This is a genomic window from Cellulomonas fimi, assembly GCF_028583725.1.
Lineage (GTDB): Bacteria > Actinomycetota > Actinomycetes > Actinomycetales > Cellulomonadaceae > Cellulomonas > Cellulomonas fimi_B.
The window spans coordinates 554,920-577,489 of record NZ_CP110680.1; the positions used below are offsets into that span (position 1 = coordinate 554,920).

21 protein-coding genes are annotated in these 22,570 nt (G+C 73.7%); 11 read left to right on the plus strand and 10 right to left on the minus strand.

Going from position 1 to position 22,570, the window contains the following annotated elements:
• The first annotated feature begins 9 nt into the window (after window positions 1–9).
• Genes OOT42_RS02565 through dtd form a run of 3 tightly spaced genes read left to right on the plus strand, consistent with a single transcriptional unit; the run spans window position 10 to window position 1,762 of the window.
• Complete coding sequence (locus OOT42_RS02565; protein ID WP_273653394.1) at window positions 10–339, plus strand: DUF2516 family protein; 330 nt, start codon at window positions 10–12, stop codon at window positions 337–339.
• Entirely contained in the window at window positions 333–1,325 is a 993-nt protein-coding gene (locus OOT42_RS02570; protein ID WP_423775994.1) for an asparaginase, read from the plus strand. The genes OOT42_RS02565 and OOT42_RS02570 overlap by 7 nt, the downstream gene beginning before the upstream one ends.
• Window positions 1,322–1,762 (plus strand): D-aminoacyl-tRNA deacylase, encoded by a 441-nt coding sequence (gene dtd / locus OOT42_RS02575; protein WP_273653396.1) that lies wholly within the window; start codon window positions 1,322–1,324, stop codon window positions 1,760–1,762. Before OOT42_RS02570 ends, dtd begins: the two co-directional genes overlap by 4 nt.
• Before the next feature lie 4 nt (window positions 1,763–1,766).
• On the opposite strand, the gene OOT42_RS02580 is transcribed toward dtd, so the two are convergent.
• Entirely contained in the window at window positions 1,767–2,279 is a 513-nt protein-coding gene (locus OOT42_RS02580) for a hypothetical protein (protein ID WP_273653397.1), read from the minus strand.
• A gap of 820 nt (window positions 2,280–3,099) precedes the next feature.
• Here OOT42_RS02580 and OOT42_RS02585 point away from each other — a divergent pair.
• On the plus strand, window positions 3,100–5,376 hold the full coding sequence (locus OOT42_RS02585; RefSeq protein WP_273653398.1) for a glycoside hydrolase family 3 C-terminal domain-containing protein: 2,277 nt from the start codon (window positions 3,100–3,102) through the stop codon (window positions 5,374–5,376).
• 60 nt (window positions 5,377–5,436) lie between these two features.
• Here the strand turns inward: OOT42_RS02585 and OOT42_RS02590 are convergent, their stop codons facing one another.
• Together OOT42_RS02590 and OOT42_RS02595 are read right to left on the minus strand one after the other, a co-directional pair.
• A complete protein-coding gene (locus OOT42_RS02590) occupies window positions 5,437–6,072 on the minus strand; it encodes a TetR/AcrR family transcriptional regulator (protein ID WP_273653399.1) in 636 nt (211 codons plus the stop codon).
• A 109-nt stretch (window positions 6,073–6,181) separates the two neighbouring features.
• Window positions 6,182–6,739: a hypothetical protein gene (locus OOT42_RS02595; protein ID WP_273653400.1), complete on the minus strand. Its 558-nt coding sequence runs from the start codon at window positions 6,737–6,739 to the stop codon at window positions 6,182–6,184.
• Window positions 6,740–6,927: 188 nt separating this feature from the next.
• On the opposite strand from OOT42_RS02595, the gene OOT42_RS02600 reads away from it, so the two are divergent.
• The gene (locus OOT42_RS02600) at window positions 6,928–7,488 is read left to right on the plus strand and encodes an O-acetyl-ADP-ribose deacetylase (RefSeq protein ID WP_273653401.1); all 561 of its coding nucleotides are present in this window, start codon (window positions 6,928–6,930) and stop codon (window positions 7,486–7,488) included.
• A 64-nt stretch (window positions 7,489–7,552) separates the two neighbouring features.
• Here the strand turns inward: OOT42_RS02600 and OOT42_RS02605 are convergent, their stop codons facing one another.
• The 6 genes from OOT42_RS02605 to OOT42_RS02635 form a co-directional block, all read right to left on the minus strand.
• Window positions 7,553–9,679, minus strand: coding sequence for an MMPL family transporter (locus tag OOT42_RS02605; RefSeq protein ID WP_273653402.1), 2,127 nt, complete (start codon window positions 9,677–9,679; stop codon window positions 7,553–7,555).
• Window positions 9,680–9,929: 250 nt separating this feature from the next.
• Window positions 9,930–10,523, minus strand: a complete 594-nt coding sequence (locus tag OOT42_RS02610) for an alpha/beta family hydrolase (RefSeq protein ID WP_273653403.1) — start codon at window positions 10,521–10,523, stop codon at window positions 9,930–9,932.
• A 138-nt stretch (window positions 10,524–10,661) separates the two neighbouring features.
• Window positions 10,662–11,762 (minus strand): aminotransferase class V-fold PLP-dependent enzyme, encoded by a 1,101-nt coding sequence (locus OOT42_RS02615; RefSeq protein WP_273653404.1) that lies wholly within the window; start codon window positions 11,760–11,762, stop codon window positions 10,662–10,664.
• 103 nt (window positions 11,763–11,865) lie between these two features.
• Window positions 11,866–12,270, minus strand: coding sequence for a RidA family protein (locus tag OOT42_RS02620; RefSeq protein ID WP_273653405.1), 405 nt, complete (start codon window positions 12,268–12,270; stop codon window positions 11,866–11,868).
• A gap of 70 nt (window positions 12,271–12,340) precedes the next feature.
• On the minus strand, window positions 12,341–12,733 hold the full coding sequence (locus tag OOT42_RS02625) for a DivIVA domain-containing protein (protein WP_337251882.1): 393 nt from the start codon (window positions 12,731–12,733) through the stop codon (window positions 12,341–12,343).
• Between the two features lie 41 nt (window positions 12,734–12,774).
• The gene (locus tag OOT42_RS02635) at window positions 12,775–13,626 is read right to left on the minus strand and encodes a Cof-type HAD-IIB family hydrolase (RefSeq protein WP_423775955.1); all 852 of its coding nucleotides are present in this window, start codon (window positions 13,624–13,626) and stop codon (window positions 12,775–12,777) included.
• A 210-nt stretch (window positions 13,627–13,836) separates the two neighbouring features.
• On the opposite strand from OOT42_RS02635, the gene OOT42_RS02640 reads away from it, so the two are divergent.
• Window positions 13,837–16,419, plus strand: coding sequence for an ATP-dependent Clp protease ATP-binding subunit (locus OOT42_RS02640; RefSeq protein WP_124342158.1), 2,583 nt, complete (start codon window positions 13,837–13,839; stop codon window positions 16,417–16,419).
• 60 nt (window positions 16,420–16,479) lie between these two features.
• On the opposite strand, the gene OOT42_RS02645 is transcribed toward OOT42_RS02640, so the two are convergent.
• Window positions 16,480–17,439 (minus strand): DUF4862 family protein, encoded by a 960-nt coding sequence (locus OOT42_RS02645; RefSeq protein ID WP_273653407.1) that lies wholly within the window; start codon window positions 17,437–17,439, stop codon window positions 16,480–16,482.
• 376 nt (window positions 17,440–17,815) lie between these two features.
• Here OOT42_RS02645 and OOT42_RS02650 point away from each other — a divergent pair, with 376 nt between their 5' ends.
• Genes OOT42_RS02650 through OOT42_RS02670 form a run of 5 tightly spaced genes read left to right on the plus strand, consistent with a single transcriptional unit; the run spans window position 17,816 to window position 22,530 of the window.
• Entirely contained in the window at window positions 17,816–18,853 is a 1,038-nt protein-coding gene (locus OOT42_RS02650; RefSeq protein ID WP_273653408.1) for a TRAP transporter substrate-binding protein, read from the plus strand.
• A gap of 40 nt (window positions 18,854–18,893) precedes the next feature.
• A complete protein-coding gene (locus OOT42_RS02655; protein WP_273653409.1) occupies window positions 18,894–19,502 on the plus strand; it encodes a TRAP transporter small permease in 609 nt (202 codons plus the stop codon).
• Window positions 19,499–20,806 (plus strand): TRAP transporter large permease, encoded by a 1,308-nt coding sequence (locus tag OOT42_RS02660; RefSeq protein ID WP_273653410.1) that lies wholly within the window; start codon window positions 19,499–19,501, stop codon window positions 20,804–20,806. Before OOT42_RS02655 ends, OOT42_RS02660 begins: the two co-directional genes overlap by 4 nt.
• A 41-nt stretch (window positions 20,807–20,847) precedes the next feature.
• Window positions 20,848–21,687, plus strand: coding sequence for a 5-dehydro-4-deoxy-D-glucuronate isomerase (kduI, locus tag OOT42_RS02665; protein ID WP_273653411.1), 840 nt, complete (start codon window positions 20,848–20,850; stop codon window positions 21,685–21,687).
• A 27-nt stretch (window positions 21,688–21,714) separates the two neighbouring features.
• Window positions 21,715–22,530 carry an IclR family transcriptional regulator gene (locus OOT42_RS02670; RefSeq protein ID WP_273653412.1) on the plus strand — a complete coding sequence of 272 codons (816 nt, stop codon included), beginning with the start codon at window positions 21,715–21,717 and terminating at the stop codon, window positions 22,528–22,530.
• Window positions 22,531–22,570 lie beyond the last annotated feature (40 nt).

Genomic DNA, 22,570 nt, shown 5'->3' on the forward strand with positions numbered 1-22,570 from the left:
GCTCAGGGCGTGGTCGCCACCCTGCAGGTCTACCTGTACCTGATCTTCTTCCTCGCCATCTTCGGGCTGTGCGTGTGGGCGCTGGTCGACCTGCTGCGGCGCCCGCCGGCCGCGTTCACGTCCGCCGGCAAGCGCACCAAGGGGTTCTGGGGCGCGATCCTCGGCGTCGCGACCGCCGTCTCGTTCATGTCGATCCCGCCGCCGATCGGGCTGGGCTTCCTGTCGTTCCTCGGCCTGCTGTCGGCCGTCGGGGCGATCGTGTACCTCGTCGACGTCCGGCCGGCGATCGCGCCCTACACGCGGCGCCGCGGTCCCCGCGGCCCGTCGGGCGGCTGGTGACCGCCGGGCAGTCGCGCCCGGACGTCTCCTCGGCGGCGGTGCCGCTGGCGCGGGTCGTGCGCGGCGACCTCGTCGAGTCGGTGCACCTCGGGCACGTCGTCGTGCTCGCCGCCGACGGGTCGGTGCGGCTCGCGCTCGGCGACCCGGACGTGACGATCTGGGCGCGGTCCTCGCTCAAGCCGCTGCAGGCCGTCGGGATGCTGCGCGCGGGACTCGACTTCGACGGCGCCGCGCTGGCGCTCGCGTGCGCGAGCCACAACGGCGAGGCCGGCCACCTCGACGTCGTGCGCGCCGTCCTCGCGGGCGCGGGCCTCGGCACCGACGACCTGCGCAACACCCCCGACTGGCCGCTCGACCCCGACGCCGCGTGGCACTGGCGCGCCGACGGGGAGGACCGCTCGTCGCTGACGCAGAACTGCTCCGGGAAGCACGCGGCGATGCTCGCGACGTGCGCGGCCCGCGGCTGGTCGACCGGCGACTACCTGGACCCGACGCACCCCGTGCAGGTCGCCGCGCGCGACGCGGTCGCCGACCTCACCGGGACCGGCGTCGCGCACACGACCGTCGACGGGTGCGGCGCACCGCTGTTCTCGACGACGCTCGTCGGCCTGGCGCGTGCGTTCGCCCGCGTGTCGACGTCCCCGTCGGGGCCGGAGGCGCGCGTCGCGGCCGCCGTGCGCGCGCACCCCTGGCACGTCGCCGGCACGGGACGCGACGCGACGGCGTTCATGACCGGGGTGCCGGGGCTGGTCGCGAAGGACGGCGCCGACGGCGTGTACGCGGCGGGACTGCCCGACGGGTCGGCGGTCGCGCTCAAGGTGCTCGACGGGTCGGGGCGGCCGCGGGCCGCCGTGCTCGCGGCGGCGCTCGCCGTGGCCGGGGTCGACCCCGAGGTCCTCGGCCCGCTGGGCGCGACGCCGGTGCTCGGGCACGGCCAGCCCGTCGGGGCCGTCGTGCCGACGTTCGGCCCGGGGGGCGACGCGTGAGGGCGGTCGTGCAGCGCGTCACGCGCGCGTCGGTGACGGTGGACGGCGTGGTCGTCGGGTCGGTCGACCGTCCGGGGCTCGTGGCGCTGGTCGGCGTCACGCCGGGCGACGGGCCGGCTCAGGTCGAGCTCGTCGCGCGCAAGATCGCCGAGCTGCGGATCCTGCGCGACGAGCGCAGCGCCGTCGAGGTCGGCGCGCCCGTCCTCGTCGTCAGCCAGTTCACGCTCTACGCGGACACGCGCAAGGGGCGCCGGCCGACGTGGAACGCCGCTGCGCCGGGCCCGGTCGCCGAGCCGCTGGTCGACGCCGTCGTCGAGGCGTTGCGCGGGCGCGGGCTCGAGGTCGCGACGGGGGTGTTCGGCGCCGACATGGCCGTCGAGCTCGTCAACGACGGGCCGGTGACGATCCTGCTGGAGTCGTCACCGGCCGCCGGGTGACGCGTCAGGACTTCGCGAAGGTGTGCGACCAGATCTCGGCGCCGTCGGCGTTGAGGTAGACGTACCGGACCTGCGGGTCGACGGTGATGCCCTGCCCCTCCATCTCCGGGAAGACCGCGGAGTCGCACACGTCCTGCAGCTGGTCGACCTGGCCGTCGAGGGCGCTCGCGGTCGCGGGGCCGTCGAGCTGCTGCGCGTAGGTGTACGTGTAGACGACCGTGCTCGGCTGCTCGCCGGTGATCGTGATCGCGGAGTACGTGCCGTCGAACTGCGCCATGAGCTGCGGGACGGTGGCCTGCAGGGCCGTCACGTAGGCGTCCAGCGCGGCCGCCTGGTCGTCGGCGCCGGAGTCGGTCGAGTCCTCGGTGGCCTCGTCGACGGTCGCGGGCGCCTCCTTGGTCGGGACGGCGCTCGCGGTGTCCTCGGCCTCGGGGCTCGACGACGAGCACGCCGCCGTGAAGGTGAGGGCGGTCGCGATCAGCAGCGACGCTGCGGCGCGGCGGGTGGTGGTCTGCACGGGAGGATCCTCTTTCGGTGTGCGTCGACGGACGTGCGGTGCCGTCCGGACGCCGGTGTCCCGAGGCAACGGCAGTCTGGCAGCGAGCGCCCACGCCCGCCCGGCGCACCCGTCGTCCGAGACGCGCGCCGGGTGCACGCGCCGGGTGCGCGCACGGAGAAGGCCCCTCGGAGTAAGCGTCCGAGGGGCCTTCCCGTGGCCGCAGGTCCACGTCCGCCGGAGGACCGGCGAGGACACCGCTGCGACGGTGCGGTTCCTGCCCGTCACCCGGCTTCTCTCGGGTGCCGTCGCCCGGGGGCGTCGGCGCCGTCGGTCCGCCGCGGGCGGGAGGACTGCGTCCGACCTTCCGGTCCGTTGCGACCCCTGCGTCGTCGTCCACAGGTCGACGAGTCGCCTCGTCGAGATGGTCGCCCGTTCTCCGGTCGGCCCGTGCCCGGCAGCCCGCGTCGCGGGTGGTCCGCCCCCGAAAGGGCCTCTCACCTGCGATCTTGATGCTGTCGAGCTCGTTGGTGAAGTTCTAGTCCTGTGCCGTGGGGGCGTGCAAGGGGGTGGGGCGACCGACTTTTGTCCACCGTCGCGCCCACAGGTTCGTCCACAGCTCGTGCTGGGCCGACACCGGTTGCGCACAGGGCTGTGGACGGAATATGTGGACACGCCATGCGCAGTTCACCCGTCCGGGCGCACGTGCTCGTTACGCTTCTCGGCAGGCCCCTCGGTGTAAGCGACCGAGGGGCCTTCGTCGTCCGTGCGCACCCCTGGGCGACACCCCTACCGAGTGGTAGGTTTTTGCAGCCGGTGAATACGAGGGCGAGGAGCCGTCATGGGGTACGCACCGTTCGACGTCGAGCACGTGCTGGCCGCGCTCACGCTCGAGGAGAAGGCCGCGCTCACCTCCGGCCGCGACTTCTGGCACGCGAAGGGCGTCGAACGCGTCGGCGTCCCCGCCGTGATGCTCACCGACGGTCCGCACGGCCTGCGCAAGCAGCAGACGGGCGCCGACCACCTCGGCCTGTTCGACTCCGTCCCGGCGACGTGCTTCCCGACCGCCGCGGCGCTCGGCTCCACCTGGGACGTCGAGCTCGTCCGGCGGGTCGGCGAGGCGCTCGGCCGCGAGACCCGTGCCCACGACGTCGCGGTCCTCCTCGGCCCGGGCGTCAACATCAAGCGCACCCCGCTGTGCGGCCGCAACTTCGAGTACGTGTCCGAGGACCCCGTCGTCGCCGGCGAGATCGGTGCCGCGCTCGTCGACGGCATCCAGAGCCAGGGCGTCGGCACGTCGCTCAAGCACTACGCGGCCAACAACCAGGAGACGGACCGCATGCGCGTCTCCGCCGAGGTCGACGAGCGGACGCTGCGCGAGATCTACCTCCCCGCGTTCGAGCGCGTCGTCACGCGCGCGCAGCCGTGGACCGTCATGTGCGCGTACAACAAGCTCAACGGCACGTTCGTGTCCGAGCACCACTGGCTGCTCACCGAGGTCCTGCGCGACGAGTGGGGCTTCCAGGGCGTCGTCGTCAGCGACTGGGGTGCCGTGCACGACCGCGTCGCCGCGCTCGTCGCCGGTCTCGACCTGCAGATGCCCGCAGCCGGCCCGCGCCCCGACGAGGCCGTCGTCGCCGCCGTCCGCAGCGGCGCGCTCGACGAGTCCGTGCTCGACACCGCCGTCCGCCGGGTGCTGCACCTCGTCGCGCGCGCCCAGCCCGCGCGCGCCGACGCGGACGCCGCCGCGCGGGAGGCCGTGGACGTCGACGCGCACCACGCGCTCGCCCGCGAGGCCGCTGCGGCCGGCGCCGTGCTGCTCAAGAACGACACCGTCGACGGCGCGCCCGTCCTGCCGCTCGACGGCGGCGACGGGCTGCTCGTGGTCGGCGAGTTCGCCCGCACCCCGCGCTACCAGGGCGCCGGCTCCTCGCAGGTCGTCCCCACCCGCCTCGACGACGCGCTCACCGCGCTCCGGGCGGCCACGGGCACCGACCTGCCGTTCGAGCCCGGCTTCACGATCTCGGGCGGGCCGACAGGCGACGACGACGCGCTCCGCGCGGCCGCGGTGGAGGCGGCCCGCACGGCGCGCACCGTCGTCGTCTTCCTCGGCCTGCCCGGGCCCGACGAGTCCGAGGGCTACGACCGCCCCCGGCTGGGCCTCCCCGACAACCAGGTCGCGACCCTCGACGCGGTCGCCGCGGTCAACCCGCGCGTCGTCGTCGTGCTCGCCAACGGCGCCGCGGTGTCGTTGCCCTGGCGCGACCGCGCCGCCGCGGTGCTGGAGACGTGGCTCGGCGGGCAGGCGGGCGGCTCGGCCGTCGCGGACCTGCTGCTCGGGACCGTCGCGCCGTCGGGCCGGCTCGCGGAGTCGATCCCGTTGCGGATCGAGGACACCCCGGCCTTCGGCAACTTCCCCGGCGAGGCGGGCGTCGTCCGGTACGGCGAGGGCGTGCTCGTCGGGTACCGCTGGTACGACACCCGCGGGATCGACGTCGCCTACCCGTTCGGTCACGGGCTGACCTACACGACGTTCCGCTACGACGACGTGCGCGCGCACGTGTCCGGCGAGGGCCCGGACGTCCGCGTCGAGGTGTCGGTGACCGTCACGAACACCGGGCGCCGCGCGGGGGCGGAGGTCGTGCAGGTCTACGTGCGCGACCCCGAGGCGTCCGTGCTGCGCCCGACGCGCGAGCTCAAGGCCTTCGCGAAGGTCACGCTCGCCGCCGGCGAGCAGCGGACCGTGACGTGCACGCTCGACGCGCGCGACCTGTCGTACTGGCACCCCGGCCTGCGGCGCTGGGTCGTCGAGGGCGGCACGTTCGTCGTCGAGGTCGGGGCGTCGTCGCGCGACGTGCACGGCAGCGCCGCCGTCGAGGTCGTGGGCGAGCCGCTGTGGGGCGAGCTCACCGCGTGGTCGACGCTCGCCGAGTGGACCGCGCACCCCGTCGGCGGACCGCTCATCGGCGCGGTCCTCGCGTCGGGCGACGCGCCGCCGATCGACGAGACCATGGCGGCGATGCTCGCCCAGACGCCCGCACGCGTGTTCGCGGACTTCGGGCTGTCGCCGCTGACGCCCGAGCAGCTCGACGTGCTCGTGGAGAAGGCGAACGCCTGACCCGGATGCCGGCGCGGCGGACCGGACCGTCGTGGCGGGTGCGAGCGCCGGACGGTGCCGCTACGCCCCGGTCGTGCCGTCGGTCGGCACGAACAGCACCGTGTAGGCCCCCCGCAGGCTCGCGGCCATGTCGACGCGCGTGCCCGGGGTGTCCGCCTCCAGCAGCCACTGCACCTGCAGCCCGTCCATCACGGCTGTGAGGAGCCGGGCCGCGGTCAGCGGGTCCACGCCCGCGCGCAGCCGGCCCTCGCGGCGGCGCTCCTCGAGCATCTCGGCGGTCGTCCCGACGACGCGCGCGTAGCGCTCCTGGAAGTACGCGTGCGCCGGGTGGCTCGGCGACGTGGCCTCCGCGGACAGGGCGGTGAACAGCTCGACGATCGCGGGTCGCTGCGCGTTGCGCTCGACCAGCAGCACGAGCGCCTCGAAGTAGTCGACGCCCGCCTCGCGGTCGGCGCGGATCGCGGCCTCGTCGATCTCGTCGCGGCGCTGGAGGACGGCCTCCAGGAGCGCCACCTTGCTCTTGAAGTGGTGCAGCAGACCCGGGTGCGTGATGCCGACACGGGACGCGACCTCACGCAGCGACGCCGAGGTGTAGCCGACCTCGCCGAACAGGCGCATCGCCGCGTCGAGGATCTCCTCGCGCGTCGCGCGACCGCGCGCGTAGCCGGTCGGGGTGCCGCTGACCTCGGTCGACATGCGCCCAGGATGGCACGCGGCCGGCGCGCGCACGGGCGACGTCCGTCCCGGTGCGCGGAGCCTCGGGCGCCCTCCGCCGGCGACGTCCGCGCCGGGGGGCGCGGGTGCGTCAGGAGTCCTCGGGCGACGGCGACGGTCCGGTCGTGCCGGCGCCGCCGGACTCGGCCGGCGACCCGCTCGGGTCCGGGCTCGGCGTGCTGGCCGGCGCGTTCCCCGCGACCTGGTCGAGCGTGTACCCGATGCCCGCACCCGCCCCCGCGACGAGCAGCAGCGTGATGCCCGCGAAGATCAGCGAGCGCGCGGGCGTCAGCTTCGCCAGACCCGCCGCGACCTGCGGCACGAGCGCCTGCACCGCGGCCGTCGGCGCGTCACGGGCGCCCGTCGCCGGGTCCGACTCGGTGGTCTCCGTCGTCGTGACCTTGACGTACTCGGCGGTGAACGTCCCGCAGCCGACCGCGATGAGCAGCAGCCCGCCCGCGCACAGCGCGCCGATCGCGAGGACGCCGAGCTGACCCGTCGACCGCACGTCCACGAGGTGCCAGACGACGCCCCCGACGCCCGCCACGAGCAGCACGCCGACGACCCAGCCGACGGCATGGCGCACCTCCAGCGACCGCAGCGAGAACGCGGGCTCGCTCGTCGTGGTCCTCGTCGTCCTCGTCGGCACCCCGCCACCCCGCTCCCGCGCGACCTCGCGCGACCGCCGTGCGCGTCGGACGGCGTGGCGCGGCCCGACCGCTGCACCGTCCCGACCGGCCGCGACCGCGACCTGGTCGCACGCTAGACCCGCGCAAACCGGACGCGCGAGCGCGCGCGCCGCTGGCCGCCCGGCGGCGGCGCCCGCAGGATGGGCGCATGCGGATCGAGGCCGTCCAAGGGGACATCACCACGCAGGACGTCGACGCGATCGTCAACGCCGCGAACTCCTCGCTCCTCGGGGGCGGCGGCGTCGACGGCGCGATCCACGCCGCCGCCGGGCCGCGGCTGCTGGAGGCGTGCCGGGAGCTGCGGCGCACCGCGTACCCCGACGGGCTGCCGGTCGGCGACGCCGTCGTGACGCCGGGGTTCGATCTGCCCGCGCGGTGGGTCGTGCACACCGTCGGCCCGAACCGGCACCGCGGGCAGCGGGAGACCGCCGACCTGGCGTCGTGCTTCTCCCGGTCGCTCGAACGAGCGGTCGAGGTGGGCGCGACGAGCATCGCGTTCCCCGCCGTCAGCGCCGGTGCGTACGGGTGGGACGCCGACGAGGTCGCGCGGGTCGCCGTCGGCGTCGCGCGCGCGTGGCAGACGTCGACCGAGCGTCCCGACGAGGACGGCCACACGCACCCGAGCGGGATCTCGCTCGTGCGCTTCGTGCTGTTCTCGGCGCCCCTCCTCGACGCGTTCGAGCGCGCGCTCGCGGCACCGCACCACTGACGCCCGGCGGTCGGACCGACGAGCAGCCGACACCCGGCGGTCGGGCCGACGAGCCGCTCCCGGCTCAGCGGCTGCCGACCGGCTCCTGAGGGACCGCGTCGGCGGGGTCGACCGCGTGCCGCGCGTGCGCGGGCTCGGGGCGGCGGGCCAGCGCGCTCGGCCACCACATGCGCGGGCCGATGTCGAGGTTGAGCGCCGTGACGAGGATCGAGCGGACGACGAGCGTGTCGAGCAGCACGCCGAGCGCGACCGCGAACCCGATCTCCGCGAACGACACCACGGGCAGCGTGCCGAGCGCCGCGAACGTCCCCGCGAGGACCAGGCCGGCGGACGTGATGACGCCGCCGGTGGCCGCGAGCCCGACGAGCGCGCCCCGCCGGTGCCCGAGCCGCAGCGCCTCCTCCCGCACGCGCGTCATGAGGAAGATGTTGTAGTCGATGCCCAGCGCCACGAGGAACACGAACGTGTAGAGCGGGAACGACGAGTCGGTGCCGCCGAACCCGAACGCGTAGTGGAAGACGAGCGCGCTGATCCCGATGGCCGCGCCGAAGCTCAGCACCACGGTGCCCATGAGCACGAGCGGGGCGACGAGCGAGCGCAGCAGCAGCACGAGGACCAGGAAGACGACGAGCAGGATGATCGGGATGAGCAGCCGGTTGTCCGCCGCGGACGCGCGCTGCACGTCGAGGTCGATCGCGGTCGTGCCGCCGACGATCGCGTCGGCGTCCGGCACCGCGTGCACGGCGTCGCGCACCCGGTCGACGGTCGCGTCCGCCGCGTCGCTGTCGGGTGCGGACTCCAGCGTCCCCTCGACGTAGGCGAGGCCGTCGGCGACCAGGGGCTCGCTCACCGAGCCGGCGTCGATGCCCTCGACGCCCGCGACGGCGTCCCGGACCGCGTCGGCCTGCGCCGCGTCCGCCAGGACGACGACAGGGGCGCCGGCACCGCCGTCGAAGTGCGCCTCCAGGACCTTCTCGCCCTCGATCGACGGCTGCGTCGTGCGGAACGACTCCTCGTTCGACAGCCCGGACGGGTCGAGCTGCAGCCACCCGATGCTCGCGACCGCCAGCACCGCGGCGGTGGCCAGCCACGTCCGACGCGGGTGGCGGGCGACCTGCGCGCCGATCCGCGCCCAGACGCCGTGCGTCGTCGGCTCGTCGTCGCCCAGGTGCGGCACCTTCGGCCAGAACACCCAGCGCCCGAACGTCACCAGCAGCGCGGGGAGCAGCGTGAGCATGACGAGCAGCGCGACGCCGATGCCGATCGCGGCGACCGGACCGAGCCCGGCGGTGGAGTTCATCGTCGCGAGCAGCAGGACCAGCATGCCCGCGGCGACCGTCGCCGCCGACGCGATGATCGCCGGGCTCGCGCGGTGCAGCGCCTCCGCCATCGCCGCGTGCCGGTCGCCGTGCTTGCGCAGCTCCTCCCGGTAGCGGGCCACCAGCAGCAGCGCGTAGTCCGTGCCCGCGCCGAAGACGAGGACCGTGAGGATGCCCGCGCTCTGCGCGTTCACCGTGAGGTCGAACCGGTCCGCGAGCACGTACACGACCGCCTGCGCGACGGTGAGCGCGACGACCGCCGACGCGACCGGCAGCAGCCACAGCACCGGGCTGCGGTACGTGAGCAGCAGCATCACGATGACGACGCCGCCCGCGGCGAACAGCAGCGTCGAGTCGATCCGCTCGAACGCCTCCGACTGGTCCGCCGCGAGTCCCGCCGGCCCGGTCACGTACGGCACCAGCCCGTCCGCGCCCTCGTCGGCCGTCGCGCGGATCGCCTCGACCGTCGGCCCGAGCGAGTCCCACCCGTCGGGCGCGTCGATCGGCACGATCACCTGCACGGCCTCGCCGTCCTGCGACGGGATCGGACCGACGACCTCCCCGGCGAGCCCGTCGAGGTCCGCGAACGCCGCGACGTCCGCCGCGACCGTCTCTTGGTCGGACGGCTCCAGACCGCCCTCGCGCTCGTAGACGACGACCGCCGGCACCACGTCGTCCGGCTGGAACGCGGCCGCCGCCGCGAGCACCTCCGTGGACTCCGCGTCCGCCGGGAGCCACGACTCCGCGTCGTTCTCCTGCGCGCTCGTGAGCTTGCCCGCGAGCGGGCCGAGCAACGCGGTGACGACGAGCCACAACGCGATGACGACGTACTTGACGTAGCGGTGGGTGATCCACCCGGCGACCTGGGACATGACGGTTCCTCGGGTCTCGACGACGGGGACGGCCGGTGCGTGGTGCGGAGTCGTGCATGGATGTGCGAGGTGCGGACGGGCGCTGCGGTGCCGGCGCGGCGTGCGCGACGAGCGGGGTGTCCGGCGCTCCCGCGTCGCGTACCCCTGAGAAGGACGCTCTCGCAGAAGGGGACAGACCGGACATCCGGGATACCCCCGAATCGTGGGTCGGGGTCCCCCGACGTGTCGAGGGCGCGCTCTCAGGGTCCGCTCAGGAAGCGGGGCCGAGCAGCCAGTCGCGCACGGCGGCCGTCACCGCCGCGTCGTCCTTCGGGGAGTGGTCGCCCGTGACGAAGACCGTGGTCAGCGGGCCGCGGACGGTCGACAGGTGCGTCGTCAGCTCCTCGGGCGAGCCGAACGGGTCGCGCCGTCCCGACACCGCCAGCACGGGGACCGCGACGTCCGGGAGGTGCTCCGCGCGCAGCCGGTCCGGGCGGCCCGGCGGGTGCAGCGGGTAGGAGAGCAGCACGAGCCCCGCCGCGGGCAGCCCCTGCGCGACGGCGAGCGACGACATGCGGCCGCCGAACGACCGCCCGCCCAGCACGAGCCGCTCGGTCCCGACCCCGAGCGTCTCCGCGAAGGCCGCGGCGCGCTCCCGCAGGTGGGCCACGGCCACCTCGGGGCGGTCCGGGGCGCTGCTGCCGCGTTCGCGGTTGGGGAAGCTCAGCCGCAGCACGGGCAGCGGCGCGAGGGCGGCCTCCAGCGCGACGAGCGTCCGGTGGTCCCGGTCGGCCCCCGCACCGGGCGTCAGCACGACCCCGGCGACGTCGACCGGGCGCCGCTCGGTGCCGTCGTCCCCGCTCATGCCCCCACCTTCTCGCGCCACCCGGGCGCCGACCACAACACTGTGCGCGTCTCAGCCCGGTGGGACGCGCACAGTGTTGTGGTCGACGGCGCTCGACCGGTCGGGGACGGGAGTGAGGCGGCGGCGGGTGGCGGTGGGTCAGCGGGGGAGGTGGGGCCGGACGGCGGCCAGCGCGCGGGTGACGTCGTCCGGGTCGTTCCAGACGTGGAAGGCCAGGCGGACGCCGCCGCCGCGACCGGCCACGCGGCAGCCCGCGGCCGTGAGCGCCGAGCGGAGCGTGCCCGCGTCGTCGTCGGGGAGCGACACGATCGCGCTGCCGCCGGGGCCGAGCCCGACGCCGTCCCGGAACGCGTCGGCGAGCCCGACGTCGTACGCGCGGACGTCGGACGGGTCGACCGACGCGAACGCCTCGACCGCGGGGGCGGTGCCGAGCCACACGAGCCACGCGGGGGAGACGTCGAACCGGCGGGCGTCGTGCGCGAGCGTCATGTCCGGGCCGTAGATCGACCGCCAGATCTCCTCACCGGCGTACCAGCCGGCCGACAGGGGACGCAGGCGCTCGCGGGCGGCGTCGCTCACCGTGAGGAACGCGGCGCCGCGCGGCCCGGCCAGCCACTTGTACGCGGCGCCGACGGTCACGTCGAAGCGGCCCGCGTCGACGGGGAACCAGCCGACCGCCTGCGTCGCGTCGCACACCGTGAGCGCGCCGACCGACCGCGCGGCCGCCACGACGGCGTCGGCGTCGGCGACCCGCCCGTCGCGCGACTGCACGAGCGAGAACGCGACGACCGCCGTCGCCGGCCCGACGCTCGCCGCGAGCTCCTCCAGCGGCACCTGGCGCACGGTCACGCCCCGGTCGGCGTGCACGAGGAACGGGAAGACGACCGACGCGAAGTCCCCGTCGACGACGACGACCTCGGCACCGTCGGGCACGCTCGCCGCGACCAGCCCGACGAGGCTCGACGCCTGGGAGCCGATCGCGACCGATCCCACGTCCACGCCCACGAGGCGCGCGTAGGCGGCGCGCGACCGGTCGACGGCGTCGTCGTACGCGGCCATGTCGATCCGCCCCGCCTGCCAGGCGTCGATCCCGGCGCGCATCGCGTCGGCGGTCGCCCGCGGCGGGAGACCGCACGTCGCCGCGTCGAGGTACCCGGGCACGCGGTCGATCGCGGCGCGCAGGGACGCGAGCGGGTCGGTCGTGGTCGCGGTGGTCGCGGTGCGGGCGTCGGTCGTCATGGGCCGATCGTGACCCGGCGCGACCCCGAGGCACAACGATGCGCGGGGCGGCAGGAGCGAGGGCGACGCGCGGCGGACCGGCGGGGTCGCGGCGGGTCGTCGGTCAGCGGACGACGGCCGCGACCGCGGAGACCTCGACGAGCGCGCCCGGGACGCCGAGGCCCGCGACGCGCGCGGCGGTGACGAGCGGCGGGGCGCCCTCGCGCGCGAGGGCCGGGGCGGCGGCGCCGTAGGCCGCGGCGAGGTCGACGCCGTCGACGAACAGCACGGTGACGCTCACGAGGTCGGCGACGCCCGCACCGGCGGCCTCGAGGGCCGTGACGACGTTCGCCATGACCTTCGTGACCTGGGCGGCGACGTCGTCCCCGCCGACGAGCGCGCCGGACGCGTCGACGGCGTTCTGCCCGCCGACGAGGATCGTCGTCGCACCGGGCGGGATCACCGCGGCGTGGGAGAACGCGGGGCTCTGCACGAGCCCGTCGGGCCGGAGGAACGTGATCGTGTCCATGCGTGCCACGCTAGGGCGGTAACCGGACGGATCGCGTCCGGGTTGTGCCGCGATCGGCGGGGATCGCCGGTCAGCGACCGAACAGCCGCCGCCAGCCCGACGACGGCTTGGACGGGAGCAGGCCCGGGACGTCGCCGGGCGCGCCACCCGACGCAGCACCGGACCCGGGGGCGGGCGCGGCCGCCGGGCGTGCGACGGCGGGGGCCACGAGCGTCGCGCGGACCTCGGTGAGCAGGGCGTCGACCTGCACCTCGTCGTACCCCTCGGTGAACCGGCGGACGCTGAACCGGGCGGCGTCGATCTCGGCGACGGTGACGGGATCCGTCGTCGGCTCGCCGCCCTCGCGGGCGCGCAGCGTGCGGGCGACGCGGTCGAGGAGGTCGTCGACCTCGTCCTGGTCGTACCCGTCGCGGAACTTCGTGGCGGTGAACCTCGCCCGCAGGACGTCGTCGGCGGTCAGCACGCGCCCATCGTGCCGCCGGGACGCGCCCGCGCCCAGGCCGGTCACCCGATCGCGATGCCCAGCGCGGACGCGATCGTGCGGACGACGCCGTTGTCGTTGTTCGACGGGGCGACGAAGCGCGCGTGCGCGCGGACCTCGGGGTGCGCGTTGTCCATCGCGAACGACCACGCGGCGGCGTCGAGCATGCCGAGGTCGTTGAAGTAGTCGCCGAACGCCATGGTCTGGTCGCGCGTGACGCCGAGCTGCTCCTGGACGCGTCGCAGCGCGGCGCCCTTGTCGACCGTGCGGCTCATGACGTCGACCCAGTGCTGGCCGGACACGACGACGCGCGACTCGCGGCGCAGCTCGGACAGCGCGGGACCGGCGCCGCGCTCGGCGGGTCCGAAGTCGTAGACGGCGACCTTGAGCACGTCGTCGTCGACGGCGCGCAGGTCGTCGACGACCTCCAGGAGCGCGTAGTAGGGCCGGCACTGCGCGAGGAACCGGTCGTCGGCCCGCTCGACGTACGCGGACCGCTTGCCGCACAGGACGGTCCCGACGTCGAGGCCCGCGGCGGCCTCGGCCCGCACCACGTCCACGACGTCGTGCGCGGTCGCCGTCTCCAGGGTGTCCGACGCGAGCTCGACGCCGCCGCGCACCACGTATGCGCCGTTCTCCGCGACGTAGACGAGGTCGTCGCGGCCGATCTGGGCGCGCAGCGTCGCGTACTGCCGGCCGCTCGCGGGGCACACCATGACGCCGCGCGCGAGCAGCTCGTCGAGCAGCGGCCAGAACGTCGGGTGCACGCGCTTGTCGTCGTCGAGCAGCGACCCGTCCATGTCGAGCGCCACCAGGCGCACGTCGGGCACCTCGTCGAGGACGGGCGGTTCCAGCACGGGGGTCTCGGCGCTCACCCGGCCCATCCTCGCAAACGGCCACGCACCGACCCCGCCGCCGCGGCGCCCGCCCGGACGGACCGCCCGTCCGGGTCGCCTTTCACGCCTGCGGCGAACACGGGCAGTGGGGGGTACCCCCTGTGGTTAGCATCGAACAACGCCGCTCGTCGTCGCCCACCGGCCGCCGCCCCGGGTACCCGGCGAGCACGTCGCTCGTGAGGAGTGCACATGTTCGAGAGATTCACGGACCGAGCCCGCCGCGTCGTCGTCCTCGCCCAGGAAGAGGCGCGGATGCTGAACCACAACTACATCGGCACCGAGCACATCCTCCTGGGTCTGATCCACGAGGGTGAGGGTGTCGCGGCCAAGGCCCTGGAGTCGCTCGGCATCTCCCTCGAGGCCGTCCGCGCCCAGGTGCAGGAGATCATCGGCGAGGGCCAGCAGGCGCCGTCGGGTCACATCCCGTTCACGCCGCGCGCCAAGAAGGTCCTCGAGCTGTCCCTGCGCGAGGCGCTGCAGCTCGGCCACAACTACATCGGCACCGAGCACATCCTGCTCGGCCTGATCCGCGAGGGTGAGGGCGTCGCCGCCCAGGTGCTCAACAAGCTGGGCGCCGACCTCAACCGCGTCCGCCAGCAGGTGATCCAGCTGGTGTCGGGCTACCAGGGCAAGGAGCCGGTCGCTGCCGGCGGCCCCCAGGAGGGTCAGCCCTCGGGCTCGGCCGTGCTCGACCAGTTCGGTCGCAACCTCACGCAGGCGGCGCGTGACGGCAAGCTCGACCCGGTCATCGGGCGCGAGAAGGAGATCGAGCGGGTCATGCAGGTGCTGTCCCGCCGCACCAAGAACAACCCGGTGCTCATCGGCGAGCCCGGCGTCGGCAAGACGGCCGTCGTCGAGGGCCTCGCGCAGGACATCGTCCGCGGCGACGTGCCGGAGACGCTCAAGGACAAGCAGCTCTACACGCTGGACCTGGGCGCGCTCGTGGCCGGCTCCCGCTACCGCGGTGACTTCGAGGAGCGCCTGAAGAAGGTCCTCAAGGAGATCCGCACGCGCGGCGACATCATCCTGTTCATCGACGAGATCCACACCCTCGTGGGTGCGGGTGCCGCCGAGGGCGCGATCGACGCCGCGTCGATCCTCAAGCCGATGCTCGCCCGCGGCGAGCTGCAGACCATCGGTGCGACGACGCTCGACGAGTACCGCAAGTACGTCGAGAAGGACCCGGCCCTGGAGCGCCGCTTCCAGCCGATCCAGGTGTCCGAGCCGAACCTCCAGCACGCGATCGAGATCCTCAAGGGTCTGCGCGACCGCTACGAGGCGCACCACCGCGTCTCGATCACGGACGCCGCGCTCGTCGCCGCCGCGACGCTGGCCGACCGGTACGTCAACGACCGGTACCTGCCGGACAAGGCGATCGACCTGGTCGACGAGGCCGGCGCACGCCTGCGCATCCGCCGCATGACGGCTCCGCCGGAGCTGCGCGAGCTCGACGAGCAGATCGCCGAGACGCGCCGCGACAAGGAGTCGGCGATCGACGAGCAGGACTTCGAGAAGGCCGCCCGCCTGCGCGACGCCGAGAAGCAGCTCGGCCTCAAGCGCCAGGAGAAGGAGAAGGCCTGGAAGTCCGGCGACCTCGACGCGGTCGCGGAGGTCGACGAGGAGCTCATCGCCGAGGTGCTGGCGAACGCCACGGGCATCCCGGTGTTCAAGCTCACCGAGGAGGAGTCCAGCCGCCTGCTCCGCATGGAGGACGAGCTGCACAAGCGGGTCGTCGGCCAGGACGCCGCCATCAAGGCGCTGTCGCAGGCCATCCGCCGCACGCGCGCCGGGCTCAAGGACCCGAAGCGTCCCGGTGGGTCGTTCATCTTCGCGGGCCCCACGGGCGTCGGGAAGACCGAGCTCGCCAAGGCGCTCGCGGAGTTCCTGTTCGGTGACGAGGACGCGCTGATCCAGCTCGACATGTCCGAGTTCTCGGAGAAGCACACCGTGTCGCGGCTGTTCGGCTCGCCCCCCGGGTACGTCGGCTACGACGAGGGCGGTCAGCTCACCGAGAAGGTGCGCCGTCGTCCGTTCTCCGTCGTCCTGTTCGACGAGGTCGAGAAGGCGCACGCGGACATCTTCAACTCGCTGCTGCAGATCCTCGAGGACGGTCGCCTGACCGACTCGCAGGGCCGGGTGGTCGACTTCAAGAACACCGTCATCATCATGACCACCAACCTCGGCACGCGGGACATCGCCAAGGGCCTGCAGACCGGCTTCCAGGCCGGCGGCGACCTGTCGACGTCCTACGAGCGGATGAAGGCCAAGGTCAACGACGAGCTCAAGACGCACTTCCGTCCGGAGTTCCTCAACCGCGTCGACGACGTCGTCGTGTTCCCGCAGCTCTCGCAGCCGGAGATCTTCGCGATCGTCGACCTGATGGTCGCGAAGCTCGACAAGCGTCTGCGCGACAAGGACATGGGCATCGAGCTCACCCCGGCGGCCAAGAAGCTGCTGTCGGAGAAGGGCTACGACCCGGTCCTGGGCGCCCGGCCGCTGCGCCGTGCGATCCAGCGGGACATCGAGGACGCGCTGTCCGAGAAGATCCTGTTCGGCGAGCTCAAGGGCGGCCAGCTGGTCGTCGTCGACGCCGAGGGGGAGGGGCTGCTCGGGGAGTTCATCTTCCGCGGCATCGCCAAGGGTCTGCGCAAGGAGCCCGTCCCGGTCGGCGCGAGCGTCGGCACCCCGGGCTCCGGCACGGACGTGCCGGCGGCCCCGCCGATCTCCGGCGCCGGCGACGGCGGCACCGGAACCCAGCCGCTCGGCGCCTGACGCCGACCGCCTGACCGCAGGAGGCCCGGTCCCCACGAGGGGGCCGGGCCTCCTGGCGTCTCAGCGGGCCACGGGGGCGGGGCGTGCGGCGGCCACCTGGTCGATCGTCGCGGTGACGACCGCGAGGCGGGTGGCGACGTCGGCGTCGAGCGGGCGGACGCCCCACTTGAGCCCGATCCGCGGGACGTCGCCGGCTGCCGCGAGGGTGGCCGCGATCTCCGGCGGGCCGAGCAGCGACGCCGACGACGCGGCGAGCGCCGGGTGGTCGCCGCGCGGTGGGATGTGCATGTCGCCCCACGCGGCTCCCCACGCGGTGTCGGCGTCGGTCGCACCGGACAGGACGAGGAGCCGGAGCAGGCCGGCGTCGGCGACGGCGCGCGTGTGCGCCACGGGGGTCGCGGTGTCGCGGCCCTCGATCGCGGAGCGTCCCCAGTTGACGACCATGCCGAGCAGGTCGGGCGCGAGCCCGAACGACTGCACGAGCGCGATCTCGTCGTCGAGGCCGAGGAAGCCCTTGGCGGGCGTCTGCCCGGGCACGAGCGCGTCGCAGTGCTCGACGAGCAGCTCGGCGCCCGCGAGGTCCCAGCCGAGGATCTCGTCGAGCGAGCGCTCGAACGCGTCCCGTGAGCCGAGGAGCGGGCCGGGCGCGCTGTGCACCTCGACGGCGCTGACGCGCCGGACGCCGTGCCGGTCGGCGAGGACGTGCGCGAGGTCGCGGGCGCGGGCCACGTCGTCGATCGCTCGGGCGCGCTGCTCGGCGTCGGTGGACGCGAGGCCGTAGGCCGGGACGTCGGCGCGGCGCGCGGTCATCGTCGGCACGAGGGAGACGACCAGGTCGCGTACCGCGGGGACGTGCGCGTCGATCCAGGCGGGGACGAGCGTCCGGTGCCCCTCGGGCTGGAGCGCGAACTCGAGGCCGGCGAGGTCGAGGTCCGCGACGGCGTCGAAGAACCGGTCCTCGGCGGCGGGGTCGGTCGGGGCGGTGATGTACGCGGAGACGTACAGGTCGGGCGTCGTCATGCGTCCTCCGGGGCGCGTCGGGACGGCCGGAGCGGGTGCGGCGGGGCCGCCACGGCGCCACGAGCAACGGCTCTTCCCGCCCGGAAGGCGGGGTGTTGACCGGTCTGCGACGCTGCGTTACCGTTCCGTTCCGCTAGATGGAACTGAGTTCCACGAAAGTCTGACACCGTCGTCCTGACTCCCGCAAGCACCCGCACCGCACCTGCACCGCATCCCGCAACTGCACCGCATCCCGCACCGCACCTGCACCCGCACCGGCCTGCCCCGCAGTCACCGGCGGGCCGGACCGCCCGCACCCCCCGGATCCATCCCCCGCGCACGCCCTGCGAGCGCCCGAGCGCCCACGCCCGCCGTGGGCCCGCACCGAGGAGCACCCATGAGGCGAAACACCGTCGTTTCCGTCACCGCGCTCACCTTCGCCGCCGCGCTCGGCCTCGCCGCGTGCAGCACCGGCACCGGCACCGCCGCCGGCGACAGCACCGGCTCGTCGGGCGGTGAGGCCGCGACCGTCTTCAAGGTCGCGTTCAACCAGCAGCCCAACCACCCGCAGTTCCGGGCGCTCGACGCGATGGGCGAGCGCATCAAGGAGCGCACCGACGGCGCGTACGACCTGGAGATCTACCCGAACGAGACCCTGGGCGCGCAGAAGGAGACCATCGAGCTCGTCCAGTCGGGTGCCGTCGAGTTCTCGGTCGTCGCGAGCCCGCTGATGGAGAACTTCAACCCCGACTTCGTGGTCTTCAACCTGCCGTTCACGTTCGACTCGCAGGATCACCAGCGCGAGACGACGAACGACCCCGACATCGTGTCCGAGCTGTACTCATCGCTCGACGACCAGGACCTGCACGTGCTCGCCGCGTTCCACGGCGGTGTCCGGTCGATGTACAACGGCGAGAAGCCGATCGAGACGCCCGCCGACCTCGAGGGCATGAAGGTCCGCGTCATCGAGTCCGACACGAACATCGAGATGATCCGCCTCATGGGCGGCACCGGGACGCCCATGGGCATGGGCGAGGTGTACGGCGCGCTCCAGTCGGGCGTCATCGACGCGGCCGAGAACAACGAGCTCACCTACGCGAACGTCAAGCACGCCGAGGTCGCGCCGTACTTCAGCTACACGCGGCACCTCATGCTGCCCGACTACCTCATCACCAACCCGGCGGTCATGGACGGCCTGCCCGACGACGTGCGCGCGATCTTCGAGGAGGAGCTCGCGGCCGCGGTCGAGGAGGAGGGCGACCTCTGGAAGACCGAGATCGAGGTCGCCAAGGAGATGGCGACCGAGGCTGGTGCCCAGTTCAACGAGGCCGACGCCGACGCGTTCGCCGAGGTCATCCGGCCGCTCACGGAGTCGAAGCTCGACAACGAGTTCATCCGCGAGATCCACGAGAAGGTCCGCGCCGCGGCCGAGTGACGTCTGACGCCCCCGCGCTCTCGCACCGAGAGGTCCGTCCATGACATCCCCTCCAGGACCCCCGCCGGCACCGGACGACGGTCCCGACGACGCCGGCACGCGCGCGACGCCGCCCGTGCACACCGAGCACGCGCTGCTCACCCGGTTCAAGACGGCGCTCGACGCCGTGCTCCGGGCGGTCTGCGTGACGCTCTTCGCGCTGCTCGTCCTGCTGGTGACGTGGCAGGTCTTCACGCGCCTCGTGCTGGACGCGCCGAGCGTCTGGTCCGAGGAGGCCGCCCGGTACGTGTTCGTGTGGGTCAGCCTCATCGGCGTCTCCATCGCGACCGGGGAGAAGGCCGACGTGGCGATCGACTACTTCGTGCTCAAGGCCCCGATCGCCGCGCAGCGCGTGCTGGAGATCGTCGCGTACCTCAGCACCCTCACGTTCGCCGCCGTCGTCATGGTCTGGGGCGGCTGGACCAACGCGCACCAGACGTGGGACCAGGCCAACCCGGTCCTGCCCGTCTCGGCGGGGGTCCTGTACCTCGCGGTCCCGGTCGCGGGCGTGCTGTTCGCCTTCTACCTGCTCTACCACCTCGCCGGCACGCTCTCGCGCCGCTACGCGGGGGTCGAGCACACGGCACCCGAGGAAGGGGTCGAGCTGTGACCGAGGTCGGACTCGTGACGGCCGTCCTGTTCGGCGGCATGGCCGTGCTCATGGCGATCGGTGCGCCGGTCAGCATCAGCATCGGCCTGCCGTCGGCGGTCTCGCTCGTCCTCGTCATGGGCCTGGAGGACGGCGCCGCGACGTCCGCGCAGCGGATGTTCAACGGCGTCAACTCGTTCGCCCTGCTCGCGATCCCGTTCTTCATCCTCGCCGGCGGGATCATGAACAACGGCGGCATCGCGACGCGGCTCATCAACCTCGCGAAGGTGCTCGTGGGCCGCACGCCCGCCCCGCTCGCCCAGACGAACGTCCTGGCGAACATGCTGTTCGGGGCGATCAGCGGGTCGGCGATCGCGGCGGCGGCGGCGGTCGGCACGACGATGTCGCCGATGCAGGCCCGCGAGAGGTACGACCGGGCGTTCACCGCCGCCACGAACGTCGCGTCCGCGCCCAGCGGCATGCTCATCCCGCCGAGCAACCTCATGATCATCTACGCGATGGCCAGCGGCAGCGCCTCGGTCGGTGCGCTGTTCCTCGCCGGGTACGTGCCGGGCGTCCTGTGGGGCGTCGCGTGCATGCTCGTCGTCGCGTGGTACGCCCGACGGCACCCCGAGCTGCGCGAGCCGGTCCGGGCGGACCTGCGTCAGATCGGGACCGTGTTCGTGCAGGCGCTGCCGTCCCTCGCGCTCGTCGTCGTCGTGATCGGCGGCATCGTCGGCGGCTTCTTCACCGCGACCGAGGGGTCGGCGGTCGCGGTGGTCGCGTCGCTCGTGCTGTCGTTCCTCTACCGGGCGATCCGGGTGCGGGACCTGCCGCGGATCCTGTACTCCGCGGCCCGCACGAGCTCGGTCGTGATCTTCCTCATCGGGGTCTCGTCGATCATGTCGTTCGTCATGAGCTTCACGCGGATGCCGCAGCTCATCGCCGAGAGCCTGTTCGGCTGGACGGACAGCAAGGTCGTCGTGCTGCTCGTGATGATGCTGGTGCTGCTCGTCATCGGCATCCCGCTCGACGCGACGCCCGCCGTCCTCATCTTCACGCCGATCTTCCTGCCGATCGCGATGCAGTACGGGATCGACCCGGTGCACTTCGGGATCATGCTCACCTTCAACCTCTGCATCGCGATCATCTCGCCACCGTCGGCGCCCGTGCTGTTCGTCGGCGCGCAGGTCGCCGGGGTGCGGATCGAGCCCGTCATCCGCCACCTCATGCCGTTCTTCCTCGCGCTCGTGGCGGTGCTCTTCCTCGTCGTCTTCGTCCCCGGGCTGTCGCTGTGGCTGCCCGGACTCTTCGGCCTGCTCTGAGCCGGCCCACCCGACCTGCACCCCGACCCGGAAGGTTCCCGATGGATCAGCGGTACGCCACCAGCCCCGAGCACGTGCGCGGGGCGGACACCGAGGAGCTGCGGCGGCGGTTCCTCGTCCAGGACCTGTTCGCCGACGACGAGGCCCGTGCCGTCCACACGCACCACGACCGCGTCGTGCTCGTGGGCGTCGTCCCGGCCACCGGGCCGCTCGCGCTGCCGGCGTTCCCCGAGCTGCGGTCCGCGCACTTCCTCGAGCGTCGCGAGGCGGGCGTCGTCAACGTCGGCGGGCCGGGCACGGTCACCGTCGACGGCGAGACCCACGCCGTCGACCGCGGTGCGTTCCTGTACGTCGGACGCGGTGCGCGCGACGTCGTGCTCGCGTCGACGGAACCGACGGGACCCGACGGCCCGGCCGCGTTCTACGTGTTCTCCGCGCCGGCGCACACGTCGTACCCGACGACCCTCGTCGGGCCCGAGGGCGGGACGGTGCGCGAGCTCGGCGACGCCCTGACGTCGAACCGTCGCACGCTGCGGCAGGTGATCCACGAGGGTGGCGTGCGCAGCTGCCAGGTCGTCATGGGCATGACGACGCTGCACCCCGGCAGCATGTGGAACACCATGCCGGCCCACACCCACGACCGGCGCACGGAGGTCTACCTGTACGTCGACGTGCCCGACGACGCCCGCGTCGTGCACCTCCTCGGCGAGCCGACCGAGACCCGGCACCTGCTCGTCGCGAACCGCGAGGCCGTCCTCGCGCCGAGCTGGTCCGTGCACTCGGGGGTCGGTACCGCGAGCTACGGGTTCATCTGGGCCATGGCAGGCGAGAATCAGTCGTTCGACGACATGGATGGGCATCCCATCACCGACATGCGCTAGCGCGCCGACGACGACAGGTGGACGGACATGGTCTCCGGCTCGACGCCAGCACCCCGCACGCGAGCGGGCGACGAGCCCGACCAGCCCGTCCGCCTCGACCAGGCGCCCGGCGCGAGCGAGAAGACGCTGCTCGTGCTCGAGGCCGCGATGGCGCACGGCCGGTTCACCGACGTCGTCGAGGCCACGGGGCTCGCGAAGGCCACCACGCACCGGATCCTCGCGACGCTCATCGAGCGCCAGTTCGTCGCGGTCGCCGCCGACGGCACGTACCTGCCCGGCCCGAAGATCCTGTCGCTCGCCGGGCAGGCCATGGCGCGCATCGACATCACGGCGATCGCGCAGCCGTTCGTCGACGAGCTCGTCGAGAAGACGCACTGCACCGTCCACGTCGGGGTCAAGAACGGCGACGAGATCGTGTACCTGATCCGCGCCGACTCCGACAAGCCGTACCTCATGCCGTCGCGGGTCGGTCTCGCGATCCCGCTGCACACGTCGGGGATCGGGAAGGTCGTCCTCGGCGGGTTCACCGACCAGGGGCTCGAACGGTTCGTCGAGCGGGTGGGCCTGCCGCGGCGGACCCCGAACACCATCACCACGCTCGACGGGCTGCGGGCCGAGGTCGCCGAGATCCGGCGGCTCGGGTACGCGCTCGACCGCGAGGAGAACGTCCCGGGCGTCGCGTGCGTCGCGGCGCCGATCTACGACACCACGCACACCGTCACCTACGGGATCAGCATCTCGACGCTGACCCTCGAGCACAGCATCGACCAGATCGAGGCGATGGCCCCCCTGGCCGTCGAGGCCGCGCAGAAGATCTCCGCGGCGCTCGGTCACACGGGCTGACCGCACCGGTCGCCCACGGCGCACCGGAGGAGAGCACGCC